21 protein-coding genes, 1 pseudogene and 2 other annotated features are annotated in these 20,418 nt (G+C 34.5%); of the genes and pseudogenes, 16 read left to right on the top strand and 6 right to left on the bottom strand.

Annotated elements, in window-relative coordinates; genetic code table 11:
- Positions 1–14: 14 nt before the first annotated feature.
- The 3 genes from U860_RS0120660 to U860_RS0120650 form a co-directional block, all read right to left on the bottom strand.
- A complete protein-coding gene (locus tag U860_RS0120660) occupies positions 15–353 on the bottom strand; it encodes an EamA family transporter (RefSeq protein ID WP_025150005.1) in 339 nt (112 codons plus the stop codon).
- The gene (locus tag U860_RS0120655) at positions 346–687 is read right to left on the bottom strand and encodes an EamA family transporter (RefSeq protein WP_025150004.1); all 342 of its coding nucleotides are present in this window, start codon (positions 685–687) and stop codon (positions 346–348) included. The genes U860_RS0120660 and U860_RS0120655 overlap by 8 nt, the downstream gene beginning before the upstream one ends.
- A 203-nt stretch (positions 688–890) precedes the next feature.
- Positions 891–1,892, bottom strand: coding sequence for a S66 peptidase family protein (locus U860_RS0120650; RefSeq protein WP_025150003.1), 1,002 nt, complete (start codon positions 1,890–1,892; stop codon positions 891–893).
- 211 nt (positions 1,893–2,103) lie between these two features.
- On the opposite strand from U860_RS0120650, the gene U860_RS0120645 reads away from it, so the two are divergent.
- Together U860_RS0120645 and U860_RS0120640 are read left to right on the top strand one after the other, a co-directional pair.
- The gene (locus U860_RS0120645) at positions 2,104–3,057 is read left to right on the top strand and encodes a D-alanyl-D-alanine carboxypeptidase family protein (protein WP_025150002.1); all 954 of its coding nucleotides are present in this window, start codon (positions 2,104–2,106) and stop codon (positions 3,055–3,057) included.
- A gap of 232 nt (positions 3,058–3,289) precedes the next feature.
- On the top strand, positions 3,290–3,889 hold the full coding sequence (locus tag U860_RS0120640) for a nitroreductase family protein (RefSeq protein WP_029953046.1): 600 nt from the start codon (positions 3,290–3,292) through the stop codon (positions 3,887–3,889).
- Between the two features lie 49 nt (positions 3,890–3,938).
- On the opposite strand, the gene U860_RS36000 is transcribed toward U860_RS0120640, so the two are convergent.
- Positions 3,939–4,109: a hypothetical protein gene (locus U860_RS36000; protein ID WP_081806825.1), complete on the bottom strand. Its 171-nt coding sequence runs from the start codon at positions 4,107–4,109 to the stop codon at positions 3,939–3,941.
- A gap of 607 nt (positions 4,110–4,716) precedes the next feature.
- On the opposite strand from U860_RS36000, the gene entFM reads away from it, so the two are divergent.
- Complete coding sequence (gene entFM, locus U860_RS0120630; RefSeq protein WP_025150000.1) at positions 4,717–6,018, top strand: enterotoxin EntFM; 1,302 nt, start codon at positions 4,717–4,719, stop codon at positions 6,016–6,018.
- A 104-nt stretch (positions 6,019–6,122) separates the two neighbouring features.
- Here the strand turns inward: entFM and U860_RS0120625 are convergent, their stop codons facing one another.
- Positions 6,123–6,887 (bottom strand): alpha/beta hydrolase, encoded by a 765-nt coding sequence (locus U860_RS0120625; RefSeq protein ID WP_002171454.1) that lies wholly within the window; start codon positions 6,885–6,887, stop codon positions 6,123–6,125.
- A 274-nt stretch (positions 6,888–7,161) separates the two neighbouring features.
- Here U860_RS0120625 and U860_RS0120620 point away from each other — a divergent pair, with 274 nt between their 5' ends.
- From U860_RS0120620 to U860_RS0120580, 9 genes and pseudogenes are all read left to right on the top strand, one after another.
- Positions 7,162–8,922: an ABC transporter ATP-binding protein gene (locus U860_RS0120620; protein ID WP_025149999.1), complete on the top strand. Its 1,761-nt coding sequence runs from the start codon at positions 7,162–7,164 to the stop codon at positions 8,920–8,922.
- Between the two features lie 88 nt (positions 8,923–9,010).
- Positions 9,011–9,688, top strand: a complete 678-nt coding sequence (gene hitR, locus U860_RS0120615; RefSeq protein ID WP_025149998.1) for an envelope stress response regulator transcription factor HitR — start codon at positions 9,011–9,013, stop codon at positions 9,686–9,688.
- Positions 9,685–10,758, top strand: coding sequence for an envelope stress sensor histidine kinase HitS (gene hitS, locus U860_RS0120610; RefSeq protein ID WP_025149997.1), 1,074 nt, complete (start codon positions 9,685–9,687; stop codon positions 10,756–10,758). Before hitR ends, hitS begins: the two co-directional genes overlap by 4 nt.
- Positions 10,759–10,928: 170 nt before the next feature.
- Positions 10,929–11,648: a 3-ketoacyl-ACP reductase gene (locus U860_RS0120605; protein ID WP_002171458.1), complete on the top strand. Its 720-nt coding sequence runs from the start codon at positions 10,929–10,931 to the stop codon at positions 11,646–11,648.
- Between the two features lie 134 nt (positions 11,649–11,782).
- Positions 11,783–11,944: pseudogene (locus U860_RS0120600) on the top strand (O-methyltransferase family 3); the annotation flags it as partial.
- Between the two features lie 54 nt (positions 11,945–11,998).
- On the top strand, positions 11,999–12,439 hold the full coding sequence (locus U860_RS0120595) for an ASCH domain-containing protein (RefSeq protein WP_025149995.1): 441 nt from the start codon (positions 11,999–12,001) through the stop codon (positions 12,437–12,439).
- A gap of 126 nt (positions 12,440–12,565) precedes the next feature.
- Complete coding sequence (locus U860_RS0120590) at positions 12,566–13,438, top strand: aminoglycoside 6-adenylyltransferase (protein WP_025149994.1); 873 nt, start codon at positions 12,566–12,568, stop codon at positions 13,436–13,438.
- Between the two features lie 117 nt (positions 13,439–13,555).
- Entirely contained in the window at positions 13,556–14,386 is an 831-nt protein-coding gene (locus U860_RS0120585) for a peptidoglycan-N-acetylglucosamine deacetylase (protein WP_025149993.1), read from the top strand.
- A gap of 71 nt (positions 14,387–14,457) precedes the next feature.
- On the top strand, positions 14,458–14,796 hold the full coding sequence (locus U860_RS0120580; RefSeq protein ID WP_025149992.1) for an SdpI family protein: 339 nt from the start codon (positions 14,458–14,460) through the stop codon (positions 14,794–14,796).
- A gap of 52 nt (positions 14,797–14,848) precedes the next feature.
- On the opposite strand, the gene U860_RS0120575 is transcribed toward U860_RS0120580, so the two are convergent.
- Positions 14,849–15,457 carry an NUDIX domain-containing protein gene (locus tag U860_RS0120575; protein ID WP_025149991.1) on the bottom strand — a complete coding sequence of 203 codons (609 nt, stop codon included), beginning with the start codon at positions 15,455–15,457 and terminating at the stop codon, positions 14,849–14,851.
- Between the two features lie 81 nt (positions 15,458–15,538).
- Between U860_RS0120575 and U860_RS0120570 the strand changes: the two genes are divergently transcribed.
- From U860_RS0120570 to thrB, 4 genes are all read left to right on the top strand, one after another.
- Complete coding sequence (locus U860_RS0120570; protein WP_025149990.1) at positions 15,539–16,177, top strand: pyridoxamine 5'-phosphate oxidase family protein; 639 nt, start codon at positions 15,539–15,541, stop codon at positions 16,175–16,177.
- Positions 16,178–16,413: 236 nt separating this feature from the next.
- Positions 16,414–16,646, top strand: a binding site (T-box leader).
- 113 nt (positions 16,647–16,759) lie between these two features.
- Positions 16,760–16,992, top strand: a binding site (T-box leader).
- Between the two features lie 154 nt (positions 16,993–17,146).
- Positions 17,147–18,442: a homoserine dehydrogenase gene (locus U860_RS0120560; protein WP_025149989.1), complete on the top strand. Its 1,296-nt coding sequence runs from the start codon at positions 17,147–17,149 to the stop codon at positions 18,440–18,442.
- Positions 18,435–19,493 (top strand): threonine synthase, encoded by a 1,059-nt coding sequence (gene thrC / locus U860_RS0120555; RefSeq protein ID WP_002171465.1) that lies wholly within the window; start codon positions 18,435–18,437, stop codon positions 19,491–19,493. The genes U860_RS0120560 and thrC overlap by 8 nt, the downstream gene beginning before the upstream one ends.
- Positions 19,490–20,383, top strand: coding sequence for a homoserine kinase (thrB, locus tag U860_RS0120550; protein WP_025149988.1), 894 nt, complete (start codon positions 19,490–19,492; stop codon positions 20,381–20,383). The genes thrC and thrB overlap by 4 nt, the downstream gene beginning before the upstream one ends.
- Positions 20,384–20,418: the final 35 nt, after the last annotated feature.

Here is a 20,418-nt window from a genome sequence, read left to right as displayed (position 1 = left end):
ATAAACGGATCTTTTTATTGTATACAATAAACGATTACACCAACGACGATAATAATGTTGCCGATGATTTTTCGTTTTGTTATTTTTTCTCCTAAGAAATACCAGCCGAAAATTAATATGATGATGTAACTTAAAGATTCTAATGCAGATGCTTGTTTTAATGCTAACCCCTTTAAGGCAATCACGTTTAATCCGGCATTAATTACAAATAAAGAGTAGCCAATGATGACATAAGGATTCACATATTCTTTTATTCTAGAATCATATTGTTGTAAAGTAGCCTTTTTTAATAAAATTTGTGAGTAATTAGCTAAAATTATCCCGAAAATCAATAATAACATATAACTATTCATCTTTTGTCACCACCACAATTCCGACGATAATAATAGCTGCACCAAGTAAATGATTCCACAGTATCGTATCTCCAAATAGGAAGACTGACCAAAGCATTGACCATAATATAATAATCCCGCGGTGTGAATATGCTTTTGATATTTCAAAATGCTTAATTACTTGTTGCCAAAGAATTGCATATCCGAATAAAAGTACAACGAGCCCGAAATAAGCAATGAAAAATGAGATTGAAGCAATAGGGAATTGCGCAGCCCATTTCATGTAAACCATAATGATAGAATATATCAAGAAGGCTACATGTAGAAATACATAGTTTTTAATAGTAGGTTTCATATATTCACTCTCTTTTACGTATAAGTACATATATTTAAAATGGAAGTATATAATCAATAGCTTCTTATTTATATTGAATGCATATTGAAATAGTTTTTGTTGATTCTTTCACATTCCAAAATATATAGTATCATGTCTTCTAATGTAAAACAATAGAAGGCAATACGTAGCTTTTGTTTTGAAGAGAATAGAGGTAGTGTACTTTAGATTTTCCACTGTTCTATAATTTGTATCGTTTTATTTGTTGCATCCATCGCCACTTGAATACCTATTGGCATAGTAATCATTGGATGAGTATGACAACAATCAAAATCCGCTAGAATAGGAATCTTTTGATTTTGTAGTACTTCTAGTAGTATTTCGTAAGGTTTTCGATTTGTACCACAATCATCGAATTGCTCATGTTTTCCAAGAGTGATACCTGAAACTTTATCAAATACGCCGTTAATCTTCAGTAATGAAAAACTTCTTTCAATAGTAGCTGCATCTTTTGAGCTATCTTCAATAAATAGAATGTCACCTTCTTGAATATGTGGCATGTACGGGCTACCCCAAATACCTTGTATTGTGTTTAAGTTCCCACCAATAATCCGTCCAGTAGCTTTTCCGCCAATTACTGAAATCCAATTGTTCGGTCGAAGTTCTTTTTTCTTCGTTTTTTCTTCCCAATTAATAAATTCATCTGACCAAAATAACGGCTGGTTTATGTTGTAAGGAAGAGGTTGATCAGTTATTAAAGTATCTGTAAAATATTTGTACGTGTAATCTACGAAAGGCTCAAATTCACCAAAAGAAGGAACAAGTGCTGGACCATAAAATGTAGGAATTCCTGTTTTTGCATAAATTCCTAGTAATAACGCTGTTGCGTCTGAATAGCCAATCATTATTTTAGGATTCTTTTGAAAAGCGGCATAATCAATATAAGGTAATAATGAATTGGAATTCATTCCTCCAATTGTCGACATGATACACGAAACGTTAGGATTTCTAATCAATTCATTTAGTTCTTCTGAACGTTCTTGAATGCTTCCTGAACGATAAAAATCATATTGACCTGTTAGTGAGCCTTCTAGTATGCGAAATCCTTTCTGTTGTAAGTATAATTTCGCTCGCTCAAACCTTTTTGGAGAAGTATATGTTATTGGTGAAGAGGGGGAGTAGATCCCAATTGTATCACCGTATATTAATGTTTTTGGAAGTATCATTTGTAGAAATCCTTTCTATTTATAATGTTTTTGTCTCGTGTTATTATTGAATATTCTTAAATTTAATTATTTTTAGTGTAGCATATATGAAAGGAATTCAAATAATAATTGCTATAGATGAATAATTATGCCATTTAATCTTGACGATATAAAGTAATTGTTGTTATGGTTAAATGTGAATGTATTAAAGGTTTGCTAAAGGAGTTTTGAAATGAAGCGGTTAAAATGGGAAAAGGTAACAATCCTACTAGTAATCATTTTGGGTATATGTTGGTTCTTTTTCCAAGGAGCTCAAAAGAGTGGAACCAATGTAGAGGGTCAGCCTTTACAAGTGGCAGAGCTACCCAAAACAGGACTATCTGAAAAAGTAGTTCCACAAAAGTACATACCACCGGAAATTGATGCAAAAGCAGCTATGATTATCGATGCGAGTGATGGAGATATTATTTATCAATATAATGAAAATGAAGCTTTTGCGCCAGCTAGTATGTCTAAGATGATGACGGCGTATCTTCTTTTAGAGAGTATACATAATGGGAAAGTTCGCTGGGAAGATCCAGTGAAAATAAGTGCGAAAGCGGCACAAACAGAGGGTGCGAAAATTCCAGTGCAAGTTAATGACACATTAACTGTTAATGATTTATACCATGCGTTAATGATTGAGTCGGCTAATAATTCGGCTGTCGCTTTAGCAGAACATATAGCTCAGACAGAAAAAAACTTCGTCCAACTAATGAATGAAAAAGCGAAGCAGTTAGAAATGTCAGATAAAGCAAAATTCGCGAATGCTTCCGGATTGCAGGAGCCTGATGGAAGTGAAACAAAAATGACAGCAGCTGACGTAGCTAAATTAGCTTATCATCTTATAAAAGATTATCCAGAGATATTAGAAGTGACGCACTTAAGTCAAAGTCAGTTAGCATTTAATAATATTAATGTTAAAACTACAAATGAAATGTTAAACAAGAATAATAAAGGTTTATATATAGAAGGAATGGACGGACTGAAAACAGGATTTACAGATAGTGCAGGGTATTGTTTTACAGGTACTGCAAAACAAGGTGATAGTCGTATTATTACAGTTGTGATGGGCACAAAAGGTAAAACAAAACGTTTTACAGAAACACAAAAGCTAATGTCCTATGCGTTTCAATTGGTTAATTAAGTGAAGGAATAATGTAGGTCGCTATATAAAAAATACAGACAGCTTATTTGAATGACGATAAGCTGTTTTTTGTGTTTTGAAGTATAGGAAGTGAAAAATTAAGGGATATCATTTGAGTTTGTTTTTGTTTGTTGATAATATTAAGTTAAGAACTTATTATTGATAAGTTTAAGGGGCATTATATGCTTCGTACATATGATACTGCCTCAAATAAAATTTGGAGGGAATTGTGATGGCAAAAGATTTTTACTCAGCAATTGAAGACAGAAGATCTATTTATGCGATAAGTAAAGAGCAAGTAGTTTCTGATGAAAGAATTCAAGAAGTGATTTATCATGCTGTGAAACATACACCTTCGGCTTTTAATTCTCAAAGTGCAAGAGTTGTTGTATTGCTAGGTGAACAACACGACAAATTATGGGATGTTACGAAAGAAACGTTACGAAAAATTGTACCTGAAAATAATTTTGCCCCTACTGAAGAGAAAATGAATGCATTTAAAAGTGGCTATGGAACAGTTCTATATTTCGAAGATAGTAAAGTAGTAGAAAGTTTGCAAGAGAAATTTGCGTTATACAAAGACAATTTCCCTACATGGTCTCAACAATCTTCAGGAATGTTGCAATTTGCGATTTGGACAGCATTAGAAATTGAAGGTTTTGGTGCTACATTACAACATTACAATCCGTTAGTTGATGATGAAGTAAGAAAAGAATGGGATGTACCAGAAAGCTGGAAGTTAATTGCGCAAATGCCATTTGGTAAACCAGTGGTCTCTGCAGGAGATAAGGAATCACAGCCATTAGAAACTCGTGTGAAAGTTTACAAATAAAATAAAATGAAAAATAGAAGGTGAACAGGGATATAATCTGTTCACCTTCTTATACATGGTATGAGCTTGTATGCTGAATTGTTTTCATCTGCTCTTTTAATTCGTATTTCATTGTTTCAATAGTTGTTACCTTTTTAAATGTTGTAAATGATAATAATCGCGTAAGAGCATAGTATAGTTCGATATTATTATTTATGTGATCGTCTATAATTTTTTCCACGAATGTAACTCCTCTTTTTATGTGACTATACATATTTTATCAATTAATCCCTAATGATTCCATAGTTAGTAAAAAAAACAAATCGTCAATTGTGTTTTTGGAATTGGAATGCTCACGAGTGGGATGGGATTTTTGTGTGTGAAATCTTACAAATTATCACTTTGTTTAAAATCATAGATAATATAGAAAATTAATTTTCTTAAAATATTATACTATTGATAAACGAAGTATTTTTTGTCATGATAAGAATATGCCTCATGAAAAGAACTTTCTAGAAAACTATTGTGTATTTATATTAGATTAATGAAATTTTTATGTTTGATATAAAGTATGAATTTTATATTAAAATAACTAATAAGGTATTGGATTTTGATGTAATACATAAGAAATTTGAAAAAATCGTTGCAAAAACACACTGTTTAATGGTAAAGTTCACATGAAGTTCACACGGAATTCACTTCATTCGTTTAAAATGAACGACGTGTGAAAAATAAAACTCTTGCTAAAAAATGGAACTGGATGAATATTTTACTTTGATAATATTGTAAAGTATTAAGTTTATAGTTTTTCTCAAGAGGATAGTAGGGAAAGGAAGTAAAGACAACTTATGAAAAAAGTAATCGCAGGTTTAGCAGCAGCGTCTGTAGCAGGCGTAGCAGTTCCTGGAATGGATTCTGCTCATGCACAAGTTTCAAATGATGCGCTAAAAGAAATTAATGGACAAACTCAAACTCAAACTCAAACTCAAACGACTGTAACTGAAACAAAAAATGTAGAAACAACTTCTGAATTAAAATACACAGTAACAGCTGATGTATTAAATGTACGTTCAGGTGCTGGTACAGGACATGACGTTATTTCTAAAGTAAAAGAAGGTCAAGTACTACAAGTAATTGGACAAGAAAACGGTTGGTTCAAAGTTAATGTAAATGGTCAAACAGGTTATGTAAGTGGGGACTTCGTAACAACTGGTGGCAATAAAGGAACTACTGTTCAACAAGGAACAGGTACTTATACAGTAAACGTTTCTTCACTAAACGTACGTACAGGCCCAAGCGCGTCTCATACTGTTTTAGGTTCTGTAAATAAAGGGAAAACAGTACAAGTTGTAGGTGAAGTTCAAGATTGGTTTAAAATTAACTTCAATGGTGGAACTGGATACGTAAGTAAAGACTTCGTAACAAAAGGTGGTTCAGCTGTATCTAACGAAACACAGCAACCAACTACAAACAACAACAATAATACTACAGTTCAAACTGGTGGTTCATATGTTGTTAACACAGGTGCTTTAAAAGTACGTACAGGTCCAGCTACATATAACGCTGTAATTGGTGGAGTAACAAACGGTACAGTATTAAACGTTACTGGTGCAGAAAACGGTTGGTACAAAGTTAACCATAATGGTCGCACAGGTTATGTAAGCGCTGATTATGTTAAGTTTGTAAAAGGCGGAGTGAACAATGTAGTTACTGGTGGTAACGAAGGTACTAATAACCAAGGTACTAATAATCAAGTACAAAAACCAACAGCGCCAACAGGTGGAGATACATCTTCAATCGCTGGATTCGCTAGATCTTTAAATGGTTCACCATATGTATTTGGTGGTCAAACTACTGCTGGTTTCGACTGCAGTGGATTCATTCACTACGTATTAAATAAAACTGGTCATTCAGGCGCTCGTCAAACAGTTGCTGGATACTGGAGCTCTAAAACAAAAACTAGCAATCCACAACCAGGTGATTTAGTATACTTCTCTAACACTTATAAATCAGGTCTTTCTCACATGGGTGTTTACTTAGGAAACGGTCAGTTCATTAGTGCAGAGAATGAAAGTGTTGGTGTAAGAATTAGTTCAATTAATAACTCTTACTGGTCTAAACACCTAACAGGTTACACAAAAGCATACTAAGAAAAAGTAGTTTATAAACTACTTTTCGTATAGAGAAAAGGCTTTCCAGGGAAACTTGGGAAGCCTTTTTCATAGTTATATAAACTAGAAATATAGGGTAGCCTTTATTTCAAATTTCCATGCAAAAATTTAGCATATAAATCATGGAAATAGTTTGGACGAAACAAATTTGCTGCATGTCCAGCCAATGGAATTTCTTTATATAAAACATTTGGAAGAATAGACTTTAAATCAAAAAGACAAGATTTATAGAGATGATCATGTTCTCCCATTACCCATAATATAGGATGGGGAAGTGCTTTTAATTTAGATTTCAAGTCGAATTCTAAGCGATGTCGTAATGACTCAGCAATAATGGATGAGTGTAATTGTAATCCGAAACGATAATAAATATTTCGTGAAATAACAGCGAACGGATTTGCTTTTAATATCCCACTTGGAAAAATAGTATTAGCATATTGAGAAAGCCAAGTAGAATATTCATCTCCTCGCTTCTCCCAAAACTTTTGAAATACGTTATATAAAAGGGAAGGATTGTTATAATGTCCACCAATATGACAAATGCTTAATACCTTTTCTGGGTGCATTTGCGCAAATGTCGTAGAGATATAACAGCCATAGCTTAGGGCGCAAATATGAGCCTCTTTAATACCCTCTTTTTCATACAAGTTCAATAATTGATTTACGAGCCGCTGCAATGAAAATTCAATAGCTTCTCCTTTATCTTCACCGTGACCTAATAAGTCATAAGTTATAATGTTGTAGGAAGAAGAAAATCGTTTATGCTCTTTTTTGAAGGCGCGGCGATTTCCAACTAATCCATGAATAAAAATGATTGTTTCCTTTTCGGAATGTGTATTTGTTTGCAAAAAGGATACCCCTTTCGATGCTGGAGATTTATATAGTATTTTAAATTAGCTAATTGATAAAATTAGTTATATATTTTCTATGCGTAGTCTATAATTCGCATAGAATAATAATAAGTACCTGGTAATAATATCAGATATTTATACTTGTTGTAAAGATGAGTTTATATGTATATTTTGTAAAAATAGAAAAAGTGTGTTTACATTCAGTTTACATTTATAGCGTATTCTAGTTTTAGAAATAATAGTTTTGTTTATAACGAGGAGATGAAAGACAATGGAAGTTAGGAATACAGAAAAGAAAAAAGGGAATTGGAGGCAGTTTTTACGTCTCATTCAAGATACAAATCCACCGAAAGGCATTCTTATTTTCGCTTTATTAATGAGCTTGCTTTCTACTGGAGCGAGTTTGTTTATTCCAATGTTAACAAAAGGCTTAGTCGATAATTTTTCAATTTCATCAATTAGTACGGGACAAATTATTGGATTAGTTGCATTCTTTATTATGCAAACAATTGCTGCAGGGTTGTCTATTTATTTACTGAATTATATCGGGCAAAAAATTGTGGCTGGACTTAGGGAGCGATTATGGAAAAAGGTACTTATCTTACCAGTGTCTTATTATGATCAAAACAGAACGGGAGATACAATTAGTCGTATGACAAATGATACAGGTGTTGTTAAAACATTAATTTCTGAGCATTTGTCAAACTTATTAACAGGCGGTATCTCAATTATTGGATCATTAATTGTATTATTTGTTTTAGACTGGAAAATGACGATTTTACTTTTAACGGTTATTCCGTTATCGGTACTAATTTTAGTTCCACTTGGACGAAAAATGTATAAGATTTCAAAAGCACTTCAAGATGAAACGGCTTCTTTTACTAGTGTATTAACACAAGTACTATCAGAAATTCGCTTAGTGAAATCTTCAAATACAGAAAAAAGAGAATATGAAACTGGTAATAAAGGTATCGAAAAGTTATTGCAATTTGGTTTGAAAGAAGGAAAAGTGCAAGCTTTAATTTCACCAGTTATGTCGTTTGTATTAATGGCATTACTTGTTATTATCGTAGGCTACGGTGGAATGCGAGTTTCTAGTGGTGCATTAACAACGGGTGAACTTGTAGCGTTTATTTTATATTTAGTTCAAATTATAATGCCAATGAGTCAGTTATCTATGTTCTTTACGCAATTCCAAAAGGCGATTGGTGCAACTGAAAGAATTAATACAATTTTAGAGTATGAAGTAGAAGACCATGAAACTGGTGTGAAAGTTACAAATGCAAAGCAGCCGATAGTGATTGAAAATGTTCATTTCGAGTATAACGAAGAAGAGAAAGTCTTGAAAAATATCGATTTCACGATTGAATCCGGAAAAGTAACGGCAATTGTAGGGCCAAGTGGTAGCGGGAAAACAACTTTATTCTCATTGTTAGAACGTTTTTATGAGCCAACGAATGGTGTTATTAAATTAGGGGAAGAACCAATTACAGCATATTCATTACAGTCATGGCGACGTCAAATTGGTTACGTTTCACAAGATAGTCCGTTAATTGATGGAACGATTCGTGATAATATTTGTTACGGTGTTGAAGGTGAAGTGACTGATGAAGAAATCGAAAAAGTAGCAGCGATGGCGTATGTTGATGCATTTATTCATGATTTACCAAACGGGTATGCAACAGAAGTGGGAGAGCGTGGTGTGAAGCTTTCTGGAGGACAAAGACAACGAATTGCGATTGCTCGAGCACTGCTTCGAGATCCGCAAATTCTAATGTTAGATGAAGCGACTTCAAGTCTTGATAGTAAATCGGAATCGGTTGTTCAGAAGGCTTTAAATAACTTAATGAAAGGTAGAACGACTTTAGTTATTGCGCATAGACTTTCTACTGTAGTAGATGCAGATAAAATTATCTTTATTGAAAAAGGGAATTTGACAGGTAGTGGATCTCATGACGAATTATTACGAACGCATGACATGTACCGTGAATTTGCAACGCAGCAGTTGAAAATTAAAGAAGGTGCATTATAGAATGAAAACAATCAGTGAGGGTGAACCTCACTGATTGTTGATTTTAGAGAGTTGTAAAAAGTATGTTAAGCAGAAAGGATATGATTCCTTGATACCTAAAATATTAATTGTAGATGACGATCCGCACATTAGAGAACTCGTTTCTGTATTTATAGAACGAGAAGGTTTTCAAACATATGAGGCGGTTGATGGACTGGATGCTCTAAAAAAAATAGAAGAAGTAAAAGTTGATATGGTAATCCTTGATATAATGATGCCAAATATGGATGGGTATGATTTATGTTATGAATTAAGAAAATACTATGATATGCCGATTCTTATGTTAACTGCTAAAGGTGAAACATCTCAAAAAGTAAAAGGATTTCACCTCGGAACAGATGATTATCTTGTAAAACCATTTGATCCGTTAGAATTAGTTGTAAGAGTAAAGGCATTATTGAAACGTTACCAAATTGCAGTATCGCAAACTATTCAAGTGGGGAATGTACTTTTAAATCGTAAAACATTTGAAGTTACAGTTGGAGAACAAACGGTGACGCTGCCGCTAAAAGAATTTGAGTTGCTCTTTACATTAGGATCTAAAGCGGGAAGAACTTGTTCACGAGAGCAATTAATAGAAGGCGTATGGGGATATGATTTTGAAGGGAATGAACGCACGCTAGACGTTCATATTAATCGGTTGCGTGAAAAGTTTCAAGAAGAGCTATCGAAGTTTAATATTAGGACGATAAGGGGCTTAGGGTATCGCTTAGAGGTAAGTAAATGAGACAAAGAGAAAGAATGAGTAAGATGAAGATGTTAAAAGTAATGGGGGCGATAGTAGCGCTCTTTACTTTTCTTACTATAATTTGGTCAATAGCTTTTTTTGTATCTTCTAGTGTAATGAAAGCTCTTGAAATAAACGTATCGCCTTTTATTACTTTTCTAATTAGTGATATGGTCGGCTTTGTATTTATTGTTCTTATTTGGGTATTGATCGGAGTATTAATGAGACCGAAGCGAGAGGCGATGATTTGGACGATCATTGAACCGATACAAAAAATTGCAAAAGGAGATTTCTCCGTAAAAATAAGAAATGAAGAAAAGTATGATGGAGAAATTGGAGTACTTGTAAAAAGTATTAACGATATGACAGATGAGCTAAATACAATGGAGAAAATGAGACAAGAGTTTGTATCGAATGTTTCTCACGAAATACAGTCACCATTAACATCTATAAAAGGATTTGCTCGGGCACTACAAGATGATAATCTTACTGACGAAAAAAGGAAGCATTATCTTACCATTATTGAAACTGAAACAACGAGATTATCTAAATTGAGTCAAAATTTATTAAAGTTAACACTTTTAGAATCAGAAGAGTATTCACCAGAAAGAGTTACCTATCGATTAGATCAACAGTTGAAACAGATTGTGTTAAATAGTGAGCCGCTCTGGGATGAAAAAGGAATTGAGTTGGAACTCGATTTAGAGAAAGTTCTTTTCACTGCAGACCAAGAAAGTATGAGTCAAGTATGGATTAACCTAATTCATAATAGCATTAAATTCACGCCAAATGGTGGCACGATTACAATTCAGTTAAAAGAACATGAGAAATTAGTAGAAGTACGTATTCATGATACGGGAATTGGTATTTCAGAAGAACAAAAACAACATATATTTGAACGGTTTTTTAAAGCTGATTCTTCACGAAATCGAGTGTATGGAGGAAGTGGTTTAGGATTAGCGATAGTAAAAAAAGTAGTCGATCTACATCAAGGAGAAATAAAGGTTGAGAGCATAGAAGGACATGGTGCGGAATTTATTGTACGTATTCCGAATCATGAAGAAAAGTAGTGCTAGGGGAGTTCCCCTAGCACTACTTTTCTTTAAAGATACATGTATTAATACTATAGTTACCTATAAGTAACCTACGCACATGAAAGTGCATCATTGCCTTTTTATATAAACATAGATACACTTTTAATATAGAAATAAACAACAGTGAAGAGTAAGGAGTGTTATACTTGGCAGAATTAATACAAGGTAAAAGTGCTTTAATTACAGGAGCAGGTAGAGGGATTGGTCGTGCTGTAGCAATCGCATTAGCGAAAGAAGGCGTGAATGTAGGTCTATTAGCTCGTTCAGAAGAAAATTTAAAAGCAGTTGCGAAAGAAGTGGAAGCAGAAGGCGTAAAAGCTGTTATTGCGACTGCGGATGTATCTTCATATGAAGAGGTAACTACTGCAATCGAAACGTTAAAAAACGGTTTAGGATCTATCGATATTTTAATCAATAACGCTGGTATTTCTAAGTTCGGTAAATTCTTAGAATTAGACGTTGCTGATTGGGAAAAAATCATTCAAGTAAACTTAATGGGTGTATACTATGCAACTCGTGCAGCTTTACCAAGCATGATTGAACAACAATCTGGTGATATTATTAATATTTCATCTACAGCAGGGCAAAAAGGTGCACCTGTAACAAGTGCATATAGTGCTTCTAAATTTGGTGTTCTTGGTTTAACAGAATCGTTAGCGATGGAAGTTCGCAAACATAACATTCGTGTAACAGCTTTAACACCAAGTACAGTAGCAACTGATATGGCGGTAGATTTAGGATTAACTGATGGAAACCCTGATAAAGTAATGCAAGCGGAAGATATTGCAGAATTTATCGTAGCACAGCTGAAATTAAATAAACGTACATTTATTAAATCTGCTGGACTTTGGTCTACTAATCCGTAAGGGACAAATTGAATAGGAAATAAAGAAGGGATATCTATTCTGTAATGGAGTGGATGTCTCTTCTTTATTTTTTGTATATAAAACAGAATTTTCGGTATAATCAGAAGCGAATGGTAGAAAAGCATTACAAACTTGAAGGGGAAGCTATTGACAATACAAGTAGTGATCCCCGTGTACAAGGGATACGTCGTTTCTATGAGATAATAGCTGCTGAGCCACGTGTAAGTGCTACAGCGCTTCAAACTGTCGGAAGTAAAGGGTATGATGGATTTGTAATGGCAGTTGTCAAAGAGTAATAGGGTTTGAGAGTCTGTTATACATATAGTAGACTTTGATGGGAGTGGGAGTTAATGAATGCAGCAGCACAACGATATTGGGAGGAGTTTTGGAAAAACGAAGAGGCACCTCAAAACGTAAGTGCATGGAAATTTGGTGATACCCCTAATCGCCTTGCTCAGCAAGTGGTTGAAAGAACGAAAACAGCGACTTGTTCTGCATATCTTTTCTATCAATTAGAGAATATACCGATACCAACTACAGAAGACTACGGTGTTATTTTAGATCACGATGAAAATCCAGTAGCAATCGTAAAAACGATAGAAGTAACGATAGTACCTATGAATGAAATTACAGAAGAATTTGCGATTGCCGAAGGGGACGGAAGTTATACAAATTGGAAGGAGATTCATGAAAGATATTTCAGAAGTAAATTGGATGAAGTTGATCATGAATTTTCTGAAGATATGTTACTTGTATGCGAACGTTTTAGACTAATAGATGTGAGGAGATAGGAGGGAAACTAATGAAAAAGAAGTTTCAAAAATTATAACGTGTATCGTGTGCAACACAGTTAGCCCGTGGACCTCCAACATACATAACAATATAAGTTTATATATAAAATTGGAGGTTATAAATAGATGAGAACTGAAAAAGATATGCTGGACTTAATTATGAATACAGCAAAAGAAGATGAGAGAATTAGAGCGGTTATTATGAATGGATCACGTGTAAATCCAAATGTGAAAAAAGATTGTTTTCAAGACTATGATATTATTTATGTTGTGAGAGAAATACAGTCTTTTACGTGTGATCATAGTTGGATTAAACGATTTGGAGAAATAATGATTGTGCAGATGCCGGAAGAAATGTCATTGGTTCCAGCAGATGAAGATGGAAAGTTTCCGTATTTAATGCAGTTCATGGATGGAAATCGAATTGATTTAATGCTAGTTCCAGTTGATTTGATAAATATATTCGTTGGACAAGATAGTTTAAGTAAATTGCTTCTTGATAAAGATGATTGTATTGGAGAATTTCCACCAGCAAGCGATAAAGATTATATTATAAAAAAGCCTACAGCAAAAGAATTTTTGGATTGTTGTAATGAGTTTTGGTGGTGCAGTACCAATGTGGCAAAGGGGCTATGGAGAGAAGAGCTTTCTTACGTGAAAGGAATGCTTGATGGCCCAGTACGAGATATGCTCATTGTTATGCTAGAATGGCATATTGGGATGAAAACAGGCTTTACTGTTAATACAGGGAAGTTTGGGAAGGATTTCGAACAGTATTTTGAAAAAGATATGTGGGAGCAATTTAAAAAGACATTTTCAAATGAAGAATATGAAAACATTTGGGAGTCATTTTTTGTAATGGGAGATCTATTTAGGGAAGTAGCAAATGAGATTGCTAACGCTTATGGATATCAATACCCACAAGGTGATGATGACAGAGTGACAAGTTATTTAAAACATGTGAGAAAATTACCGAGAGATAGTAAAGTAATTTATTAATTATATTGATTAATAGGACTGTCCTAATAATGGACAGTCTTATTTTTGTATATTGATAAGAAATTCTCTGACAAAGTGTATATAAGCGACATATGAAATTTTAGGGAGGTTTTTATCATGTATTATTTTTATTCACCAGAAATGTTCGTTCCATTTCAATGGGGACTAGAACGAGATGTTTCGTATGCTTATATGCCATATAACTCATTTTATTATGGAGACTATATAAGCGCAGTGCCATACGCATTAAATGTTCCTCAAAATTATCAAATCCAAATGAAAGAAGCGGATCGGGGGTCATGGACACCGTTTTCGTGGGTCGAAAAATATGCGTATGCATTTTCAGGACCATACAATAAAGAGGAAGTAGCTCTTACATTTGATGATGGACCAGATTTAGTATTTACACCAAAAATATTAGATAAGTTAAAAAAACATAATGTGAAAGCAACCTTTTTCCTACTCGGTGAAAATGCAGAGAAGCATCCGAATGTAGTAAAGCGTATCGCTAATGAAGGGCATGTAATTGGTAATCATACGTATAATCATCCGAATTTAGCGAAAGTAAATGAGGCAGAGTATCGTAATCAAATTATAAAAACGGAAGAAATATTAAGTCGTTTAGCTGGTTATGCTCCTAAATTTATACGTCCACCGTATGGTGAAATACTTGAAAATCAATTGAAATGGGCAACGGAGCAAAATTTTATGATTGTGCAGTGGAGTGTTGATACAGTTGATTGGAAAGGTGTAAGTGCTGACACAATCACAAATAATGTGTTAGGGAATTCATTTCCAGGTAGTGTAATACTTCAGCATTCTACACCAGGTGGACATTTACAAGGATCAGTAGATGCGCTAGACAAAATCATTCCGCAGTTAAAAACGAAAGGAGCACGTTTTGTAACACTTCCAAGTATGTTCCAAACATCGAAGGAAAGAAAATAAACATGTTAGTAATTGGGAAATACAGGATTATACCGTATAATGAAAGTGTAAGTTAGGAGGGGATATAATTGATGTATGCACTAGTAAACATAGGAATGAGCATATTGATTGGTGGTATATTTATACTTGCCGCACTTATTCTCCAAAAGAATCCACCGACAGATATAAACGCAGCATACGGTTACCGGACGAAACGATCTATGAAAAATAAGGAATTATGGGATACGGGTAATCAATATAGCGCAGAAGTGATGAAACAAAATGGATTCATTATGATGTTGATAGGAAGTATTATTAGTATTCTGTTTAGATTTCCCCATACAACTTTAGCGATTATGATTGTTATGATATTGTTGATTATTCACTTATTTATGCGAGTAGAGAAAAGATTAAAGACACTTGAACAATAATGAAAAATAAAATAGGACTCCCGCGTAATATAAGCTGGGAGTCCTATTTTATTTACAAACTATTATTTTTTAGCAATTCTTGTCCTTGCTCTACAACAAATTCATAGTATTCAAGTTCATAAGGATAAATATCTTCAAATGTTATTGTGATCGGTTTACTGTTTAAAAGAGAAGCAGCTGTTATAGATGGGACATCTTTTTTTAATAGTTGTAGAAAAGAAGTTGCATGTATTTTCATCACATCATCTACTTCTTCACCTGGTGCAAATGGAAGTGGTTTTATTACATTGTGAAAATACATATGACAAAACTCACGATCAATAAGATTTGAAATTTCATAATCTATTTTAAAGATTCCTTTGTATGCTAAATCAGTAGTTTGAAAGGAAAGCCCCAATTCTTCTGCAATTTCACGTAGGCCGCCAATTTGTACATCTTCATCATGCATAATGTGTCCAGCTGATGTAATATCCCATATACCCGGTGCCTCTTTTTTATTTTTAGAGCGTAATTGAAAATATAAAAACATATCTTCAGCATCTTTTTCTACAAACCAGCAATGAAATGTTTCGTGCCAATCACCGTCACGATGCACTTCATCACGTAATTTCTTTCCAAGTGTAGTTCTTTCAGGATCAAATATCGTTAACCACTCTGTCATTTTAATCCCCCTTTCTGCAAATTTTATTATACAATATTTGTATTTAATTTTGGGAAAATAAAGAAAAAGAGGTGGATATAAGTGGGGATTGAAAGTAAAGAAATAGAATCGATTATTTCAACAGAGGAAGAATTACGACAAATATTGGGGCAACCTAGTGAACGCGCTTTGAAAAAAGTTATATCATCACTTGATCATCATTGCGTAGATTTTCTATCTAAATCTCCTTTTCTAGTATTGTCTACTGCAAATAAATTCGGAGAATGTGATGCTTCGCCGAGAGGAGATGCACCTGGATTTGTATACATCCTAAATAAAAATAAAATTATCATTCCTGAAAGACCGGGTAATCGTCGTATAGACTCTATTTTAAATATTATTTCGAATCCGCACGTAGGATTAATCTTTTTTATCCCTGGTCTTGGAGAGTCTTTAAGAATAAACGGCCGTGCTTACGTTACAAATGATGAAGAAATATTAAAAGAAATGCAGGCGAATGGACGTAATCCTTTACTTGGAATCGTTGTTGAAATAGAAGAATGCTATATTCATTGCGCAAAAGCTTTTATTCGTTCAAAAATGTGGGATTCAGAATCGTGGTTAAATAAAAAAGAACTACCTTCAGCAGCGAAAATGTTACTGGAGCATGCGAAAGTGAATGCTTCAGAAGAGGAAGTTACACGTTCTTTAGAAGAAAGTTATACGAAAAGATTGTATTAAAAATTTCTTTATCAATATAGTTTTAGTGAGAGGGGAATCTTCATGTTTTAGAATGAGATTTTCATATGTGAACTGCTGGCTTATAAGTTGGGAAGTTGTAAGATACGTAATAAGAGCAGTCTTTGTAAAATGTTATTGTGAAATATAATGAAAAAATATATTTAAATTAGTGAGTGAAAATAGGCTTGCGTTTTAAAATTTTCATAACTATAATAAGTTAACAAATAGACATGAACGAAAAAGTAACGATAAGGACATGAGATGATTTTTACGGTTTGCAGAGAGGGGAGCCAAAGGCTGTGAGCTTCCTAACACGAGAAATGATCTTACCACCTTTGAACTTCAATAGTGAACGAGTAATCAAGTAATTATTGACGGTATCAGCCGTTATCTGAACTTGAGCAATCTGGAAGAAATTAAGTCTGGGTTGAAACAAGGGTGGAACCACGAAAACACATTCGTCCCTTTACTAGGGATGAGTGTGTTTTTTTATGGATTTTAAGATTGAAAATTTTAAATAATAAAAAATATATTGATTTTGTTTTTTATGCGAGTATAATGAGTTAACAAATAAACATGAACGAAAAAGTAACGATAAGGACATGAGATGATTTTTACGGTTTACAGAGAGGGGAGCCAAAGGCTGCGAGCTTCCTAACACGGGAAATGATCTTACCACCTTTGAACTTCAATAGTGAACGAGTAATCAAGTAATTATTGACGGTATCAGCCGTTATCTGAACTTGAGCAATCTGGAAGAAAATAAGTCTGGGTTGGAACAAGGGTGGAACCACGAAAACACATTCGTCCCTTTACTAGGGATGAGTGTGTTTTTTTATTACTTTGAAGGGAGGTGCTGTAACATGAAACGATTAGTACGTATGAAAATAACCACCACCTGTATGAAAAAATGGCAGAGCAAGGTGATTGATAGAGGCGAAAAATAAAATTTTAGGAGGAGATTAGAAGATGAATAATGTAATTAATGTTGGGGTATTGGGTTTAGGTACTGTCGGAAGTGGTGTTGTCCATATTTTGAAAGAACATTACCAAAAAATCGCACTAGATACAGGGTGCGAAGTAAAGGTAAAGGCAGTCGTTGTGCGTGATTTAGAAAAAGAACGTGATGTTTGTATTGAGGGAATCGTAGTAACGAGTAATGTGGATGAAGTTCTAAATGATTCAAATATTGATATTGTAGTAGAGGTAATGGGCGGAATTGAAGAAGCGAAACAGCATATTATAAAGGCTTTGCAAAATAAAAAACATGTTGTAACTGCAAATAAAGATTTAATGGCTGTATATGGGGCTGAGCTTCTACAATTAGCAAATGAAAATAATTGCGATTTGTTTTATGAAGCAAGTGTAGCAGGTGGAATTCCAATATTAAGAGGATTAGCAGATGGACTGGCCTCAGATCAAATTGAAAAAATAATGGGAATCGTAAATGGAACAACTAATTACATGTTAACAAAGATGAGTCAAAATGGATGGTCGTATGAAGAGGCTTTACAGGAGGCTCAAAAATTAGGTTTCGCAGAATCAGATCCAACAGCAGATGTAGATGGACTAGATGCTGCGAGAAAGGTAGCGATTCTTGCTAACTTAGGTTTTTCGATGAATGTTTCTTTAGATGATGTTCAAGTTAGAGGTATTCGAAAGGTCGAAAAAGAAGATTTAGAAATGGCCGAAAAGTTAGGATTTACTATGAAATTAATTGGTAAAGCGGAGAAACAAGGATCATCCATTCATTTAAGCGTAGAACCGACTTTATTGCCAAGTCATCATCCATTATCGAATGTAAATAACGAATTCAATGCGGTGTATGTTCACGGTCAAGCGGTTGGGGAAGTGATGTTTTACGGACCAGGAGCTGGGAAGTTACCAACTGGTTCTGCTGTAGTAAGTGATATTATTTCAATCGTTAAAAATATGAATCAAGTTCCGAAAAACAAAAGTGCGTTAAAAGAACCCGAGCCATATGAATTACAAGGAGATGAAGAAGTAGTTTCGAAATATTTTTTACGCATTTCATTACGAGATGAGCCTGGAATGTTGCGAAAAGTAACAGAATGTTTCGTTAATTATTCTGTGAGTTTAAAAGAGGTCATTCAATTACCTTTGAATCGTGAACTTGCAGAGGTCGTTGTTGTGACACATCAAACTTCAAAATATCAATTCGAACGAGTTCTAGGAGCGATAGAAGATGTTGCAAGTGAAATAAACAGTTACTACATTATTGAGGAGGAAAAACAATATGTATAAAGGTCTATTAAAACAGTATGCTTCTTATTTACCAGTGAGTGAAAACACACCTGATGTCAGTTTAATGGAAGGGAATACACCTCTTATTCCATTATTAAATATATCAAAGCAATTAGGGATTCAGTTATATGGAAAATATGAAGGAGCAAACCCAACAGGTTCTTTTAAAGACCGTGGTATGGTAATGGCCGTTGCTAAGGCGAAAGAAGAAGGTTCAGAGGCAATTATTTGTGCATCAACAGGTAATACATCGGCATCGGCTGCAGCTTATGCGGCACGCCTCGGAATGAAATGTATTATTGTAATACCAGAAGGGAAAATTGCGCATGGAAAATTAGCGCAAGCAGTCGCTTATGGAGCGGAGATCATTTCAATAGAAGGAAACTTTGATGATGCACTTCGGGCTGTAAGAAATATTGCAGCAGAAGAGCCGATTACATTAGTAAACTCAGTGAATCCTTATCGAATTGAAGGACAAAAAACAGCGGCATTTGAAATTTGTGACCAGTTGCAAAGCGCACCAGATGTTTTAGCTATTCCTGTTGGGAATGCTGGGAATATTACAGCATATTGGAAAGGATTCTGTGAATATGAGAAGGAAAAAGGCTATAAGAAGCCAAGAATTCACGGTTTTGAAGCGGAAGGAGCAGCGGCAATTGTAAAAGGACATGTAATTGAGGAACCTGAAACGATTGCAACAGCGATTCGCATCGGTAACCCAGCAAGTTGGTCGTATGCAGTAGAGGCTGCTGAGCAGTCAAATGGTGAAATAGATATGGTATCAGATGAGGAGATTTTAAATGCGTATAGATTGTTAGCAAAAACTGAAGGAGTTTTTGCAGAGCCAGGATCCAATGCTTCATTAGCGGGCGTAATTAAACATGTTCAATCTGGAAAAATCAAAAAGGGAGAGACAGTTGTTGCAGTTTTAACTGGAAACGGTTTGAAAGATCCTGATATCGCAATTTCTTCTAATAAATTAGACATTGCAAGTGTTTCAAATGATATAGAACAAATTAAAGATCATATTAAAGGGGTGATTATGTCGTGATACCATTAAGAGTTCGTGTTCCTGCTAGCACAGCGAATGTTGGACCTGGATTTGATTCAGTAGGAATAGCATTGTCATTATATTTAGAAGTGAGTGTAAAAGGAGAAGCTGATAAGTGGCAAGTAGTACATTCTTTTGACGATTCAATTCCAACAGACGATAAAAATTTAATTGTTAGTACGGCATGTAAAGTATGTTCTTCTTTATCACCCCATATAATAGAAGTTACTAGTAATATTCCGTTGACAAGAGGGCTAGGAAGCAGCGCATCAGCGATTGTAGCAGGAATAGAGCTTGCGAATCAACTTGGAAATTTACATTTAACAACTGATCAAAAAGTTCAAATTGCTACAAATTTTGAAGGACATCCAGATAATGTTGCTGCTTCTATTTTAGGTGGAACTGTAATTGGAGCACTGGACGGAAAGAATGTTTCGGTCGTGAGGATTGAAAGTAAGGAGTTAGGCGTAATTTCTCTTATTCCAAATGAAGAGCTAAATACGGATGAAAGTCGATCTGTACTACCAAAGATGTTTCCTTTTCATGAGGCTGTTAAAGCTAGTGCAATTAGCAATGTGTTAGTAGCTGCATTATGTCAAAAGAAGTGGGAAGTTGTAGGTGAGATGATGGAGAGAGATCATTTTCACGAGCCGTACCGTTTAGAACTTATACCGTTATTACCATCTATTCGTAAATGTGCAAAAGAGTTTGGGGCATATGGTACAGCACTTAGTGGCGCGGGACCATCCATTTTTATATTAACTCCATATGAGAAGCGGCAAGAAATTGCTGAGCAATTAGCGAGAGTATTTACAGCAATGAAAGTATGTGAGCTTGAAATCGATCATAAAGGGGTTACTGTAACTAAGGAAGAACATATTGGATTATAAAGAAAGCTAGCATCGCTAGCTTTCTTTACGTTATG

It is taken from the genome of Bacillus sp. H1a (genome assembly GCF_000633475.1).
GTDB classification, from domain to species: Bacteria; Bacillota; Bacilli; order Bacillales; family Bacillaceae_G; genus Bacillus_A; species Bacillus_A paramycoides.
This window is presented reverse-complemented; position numbering and strand designations above follow the sequence as displayed.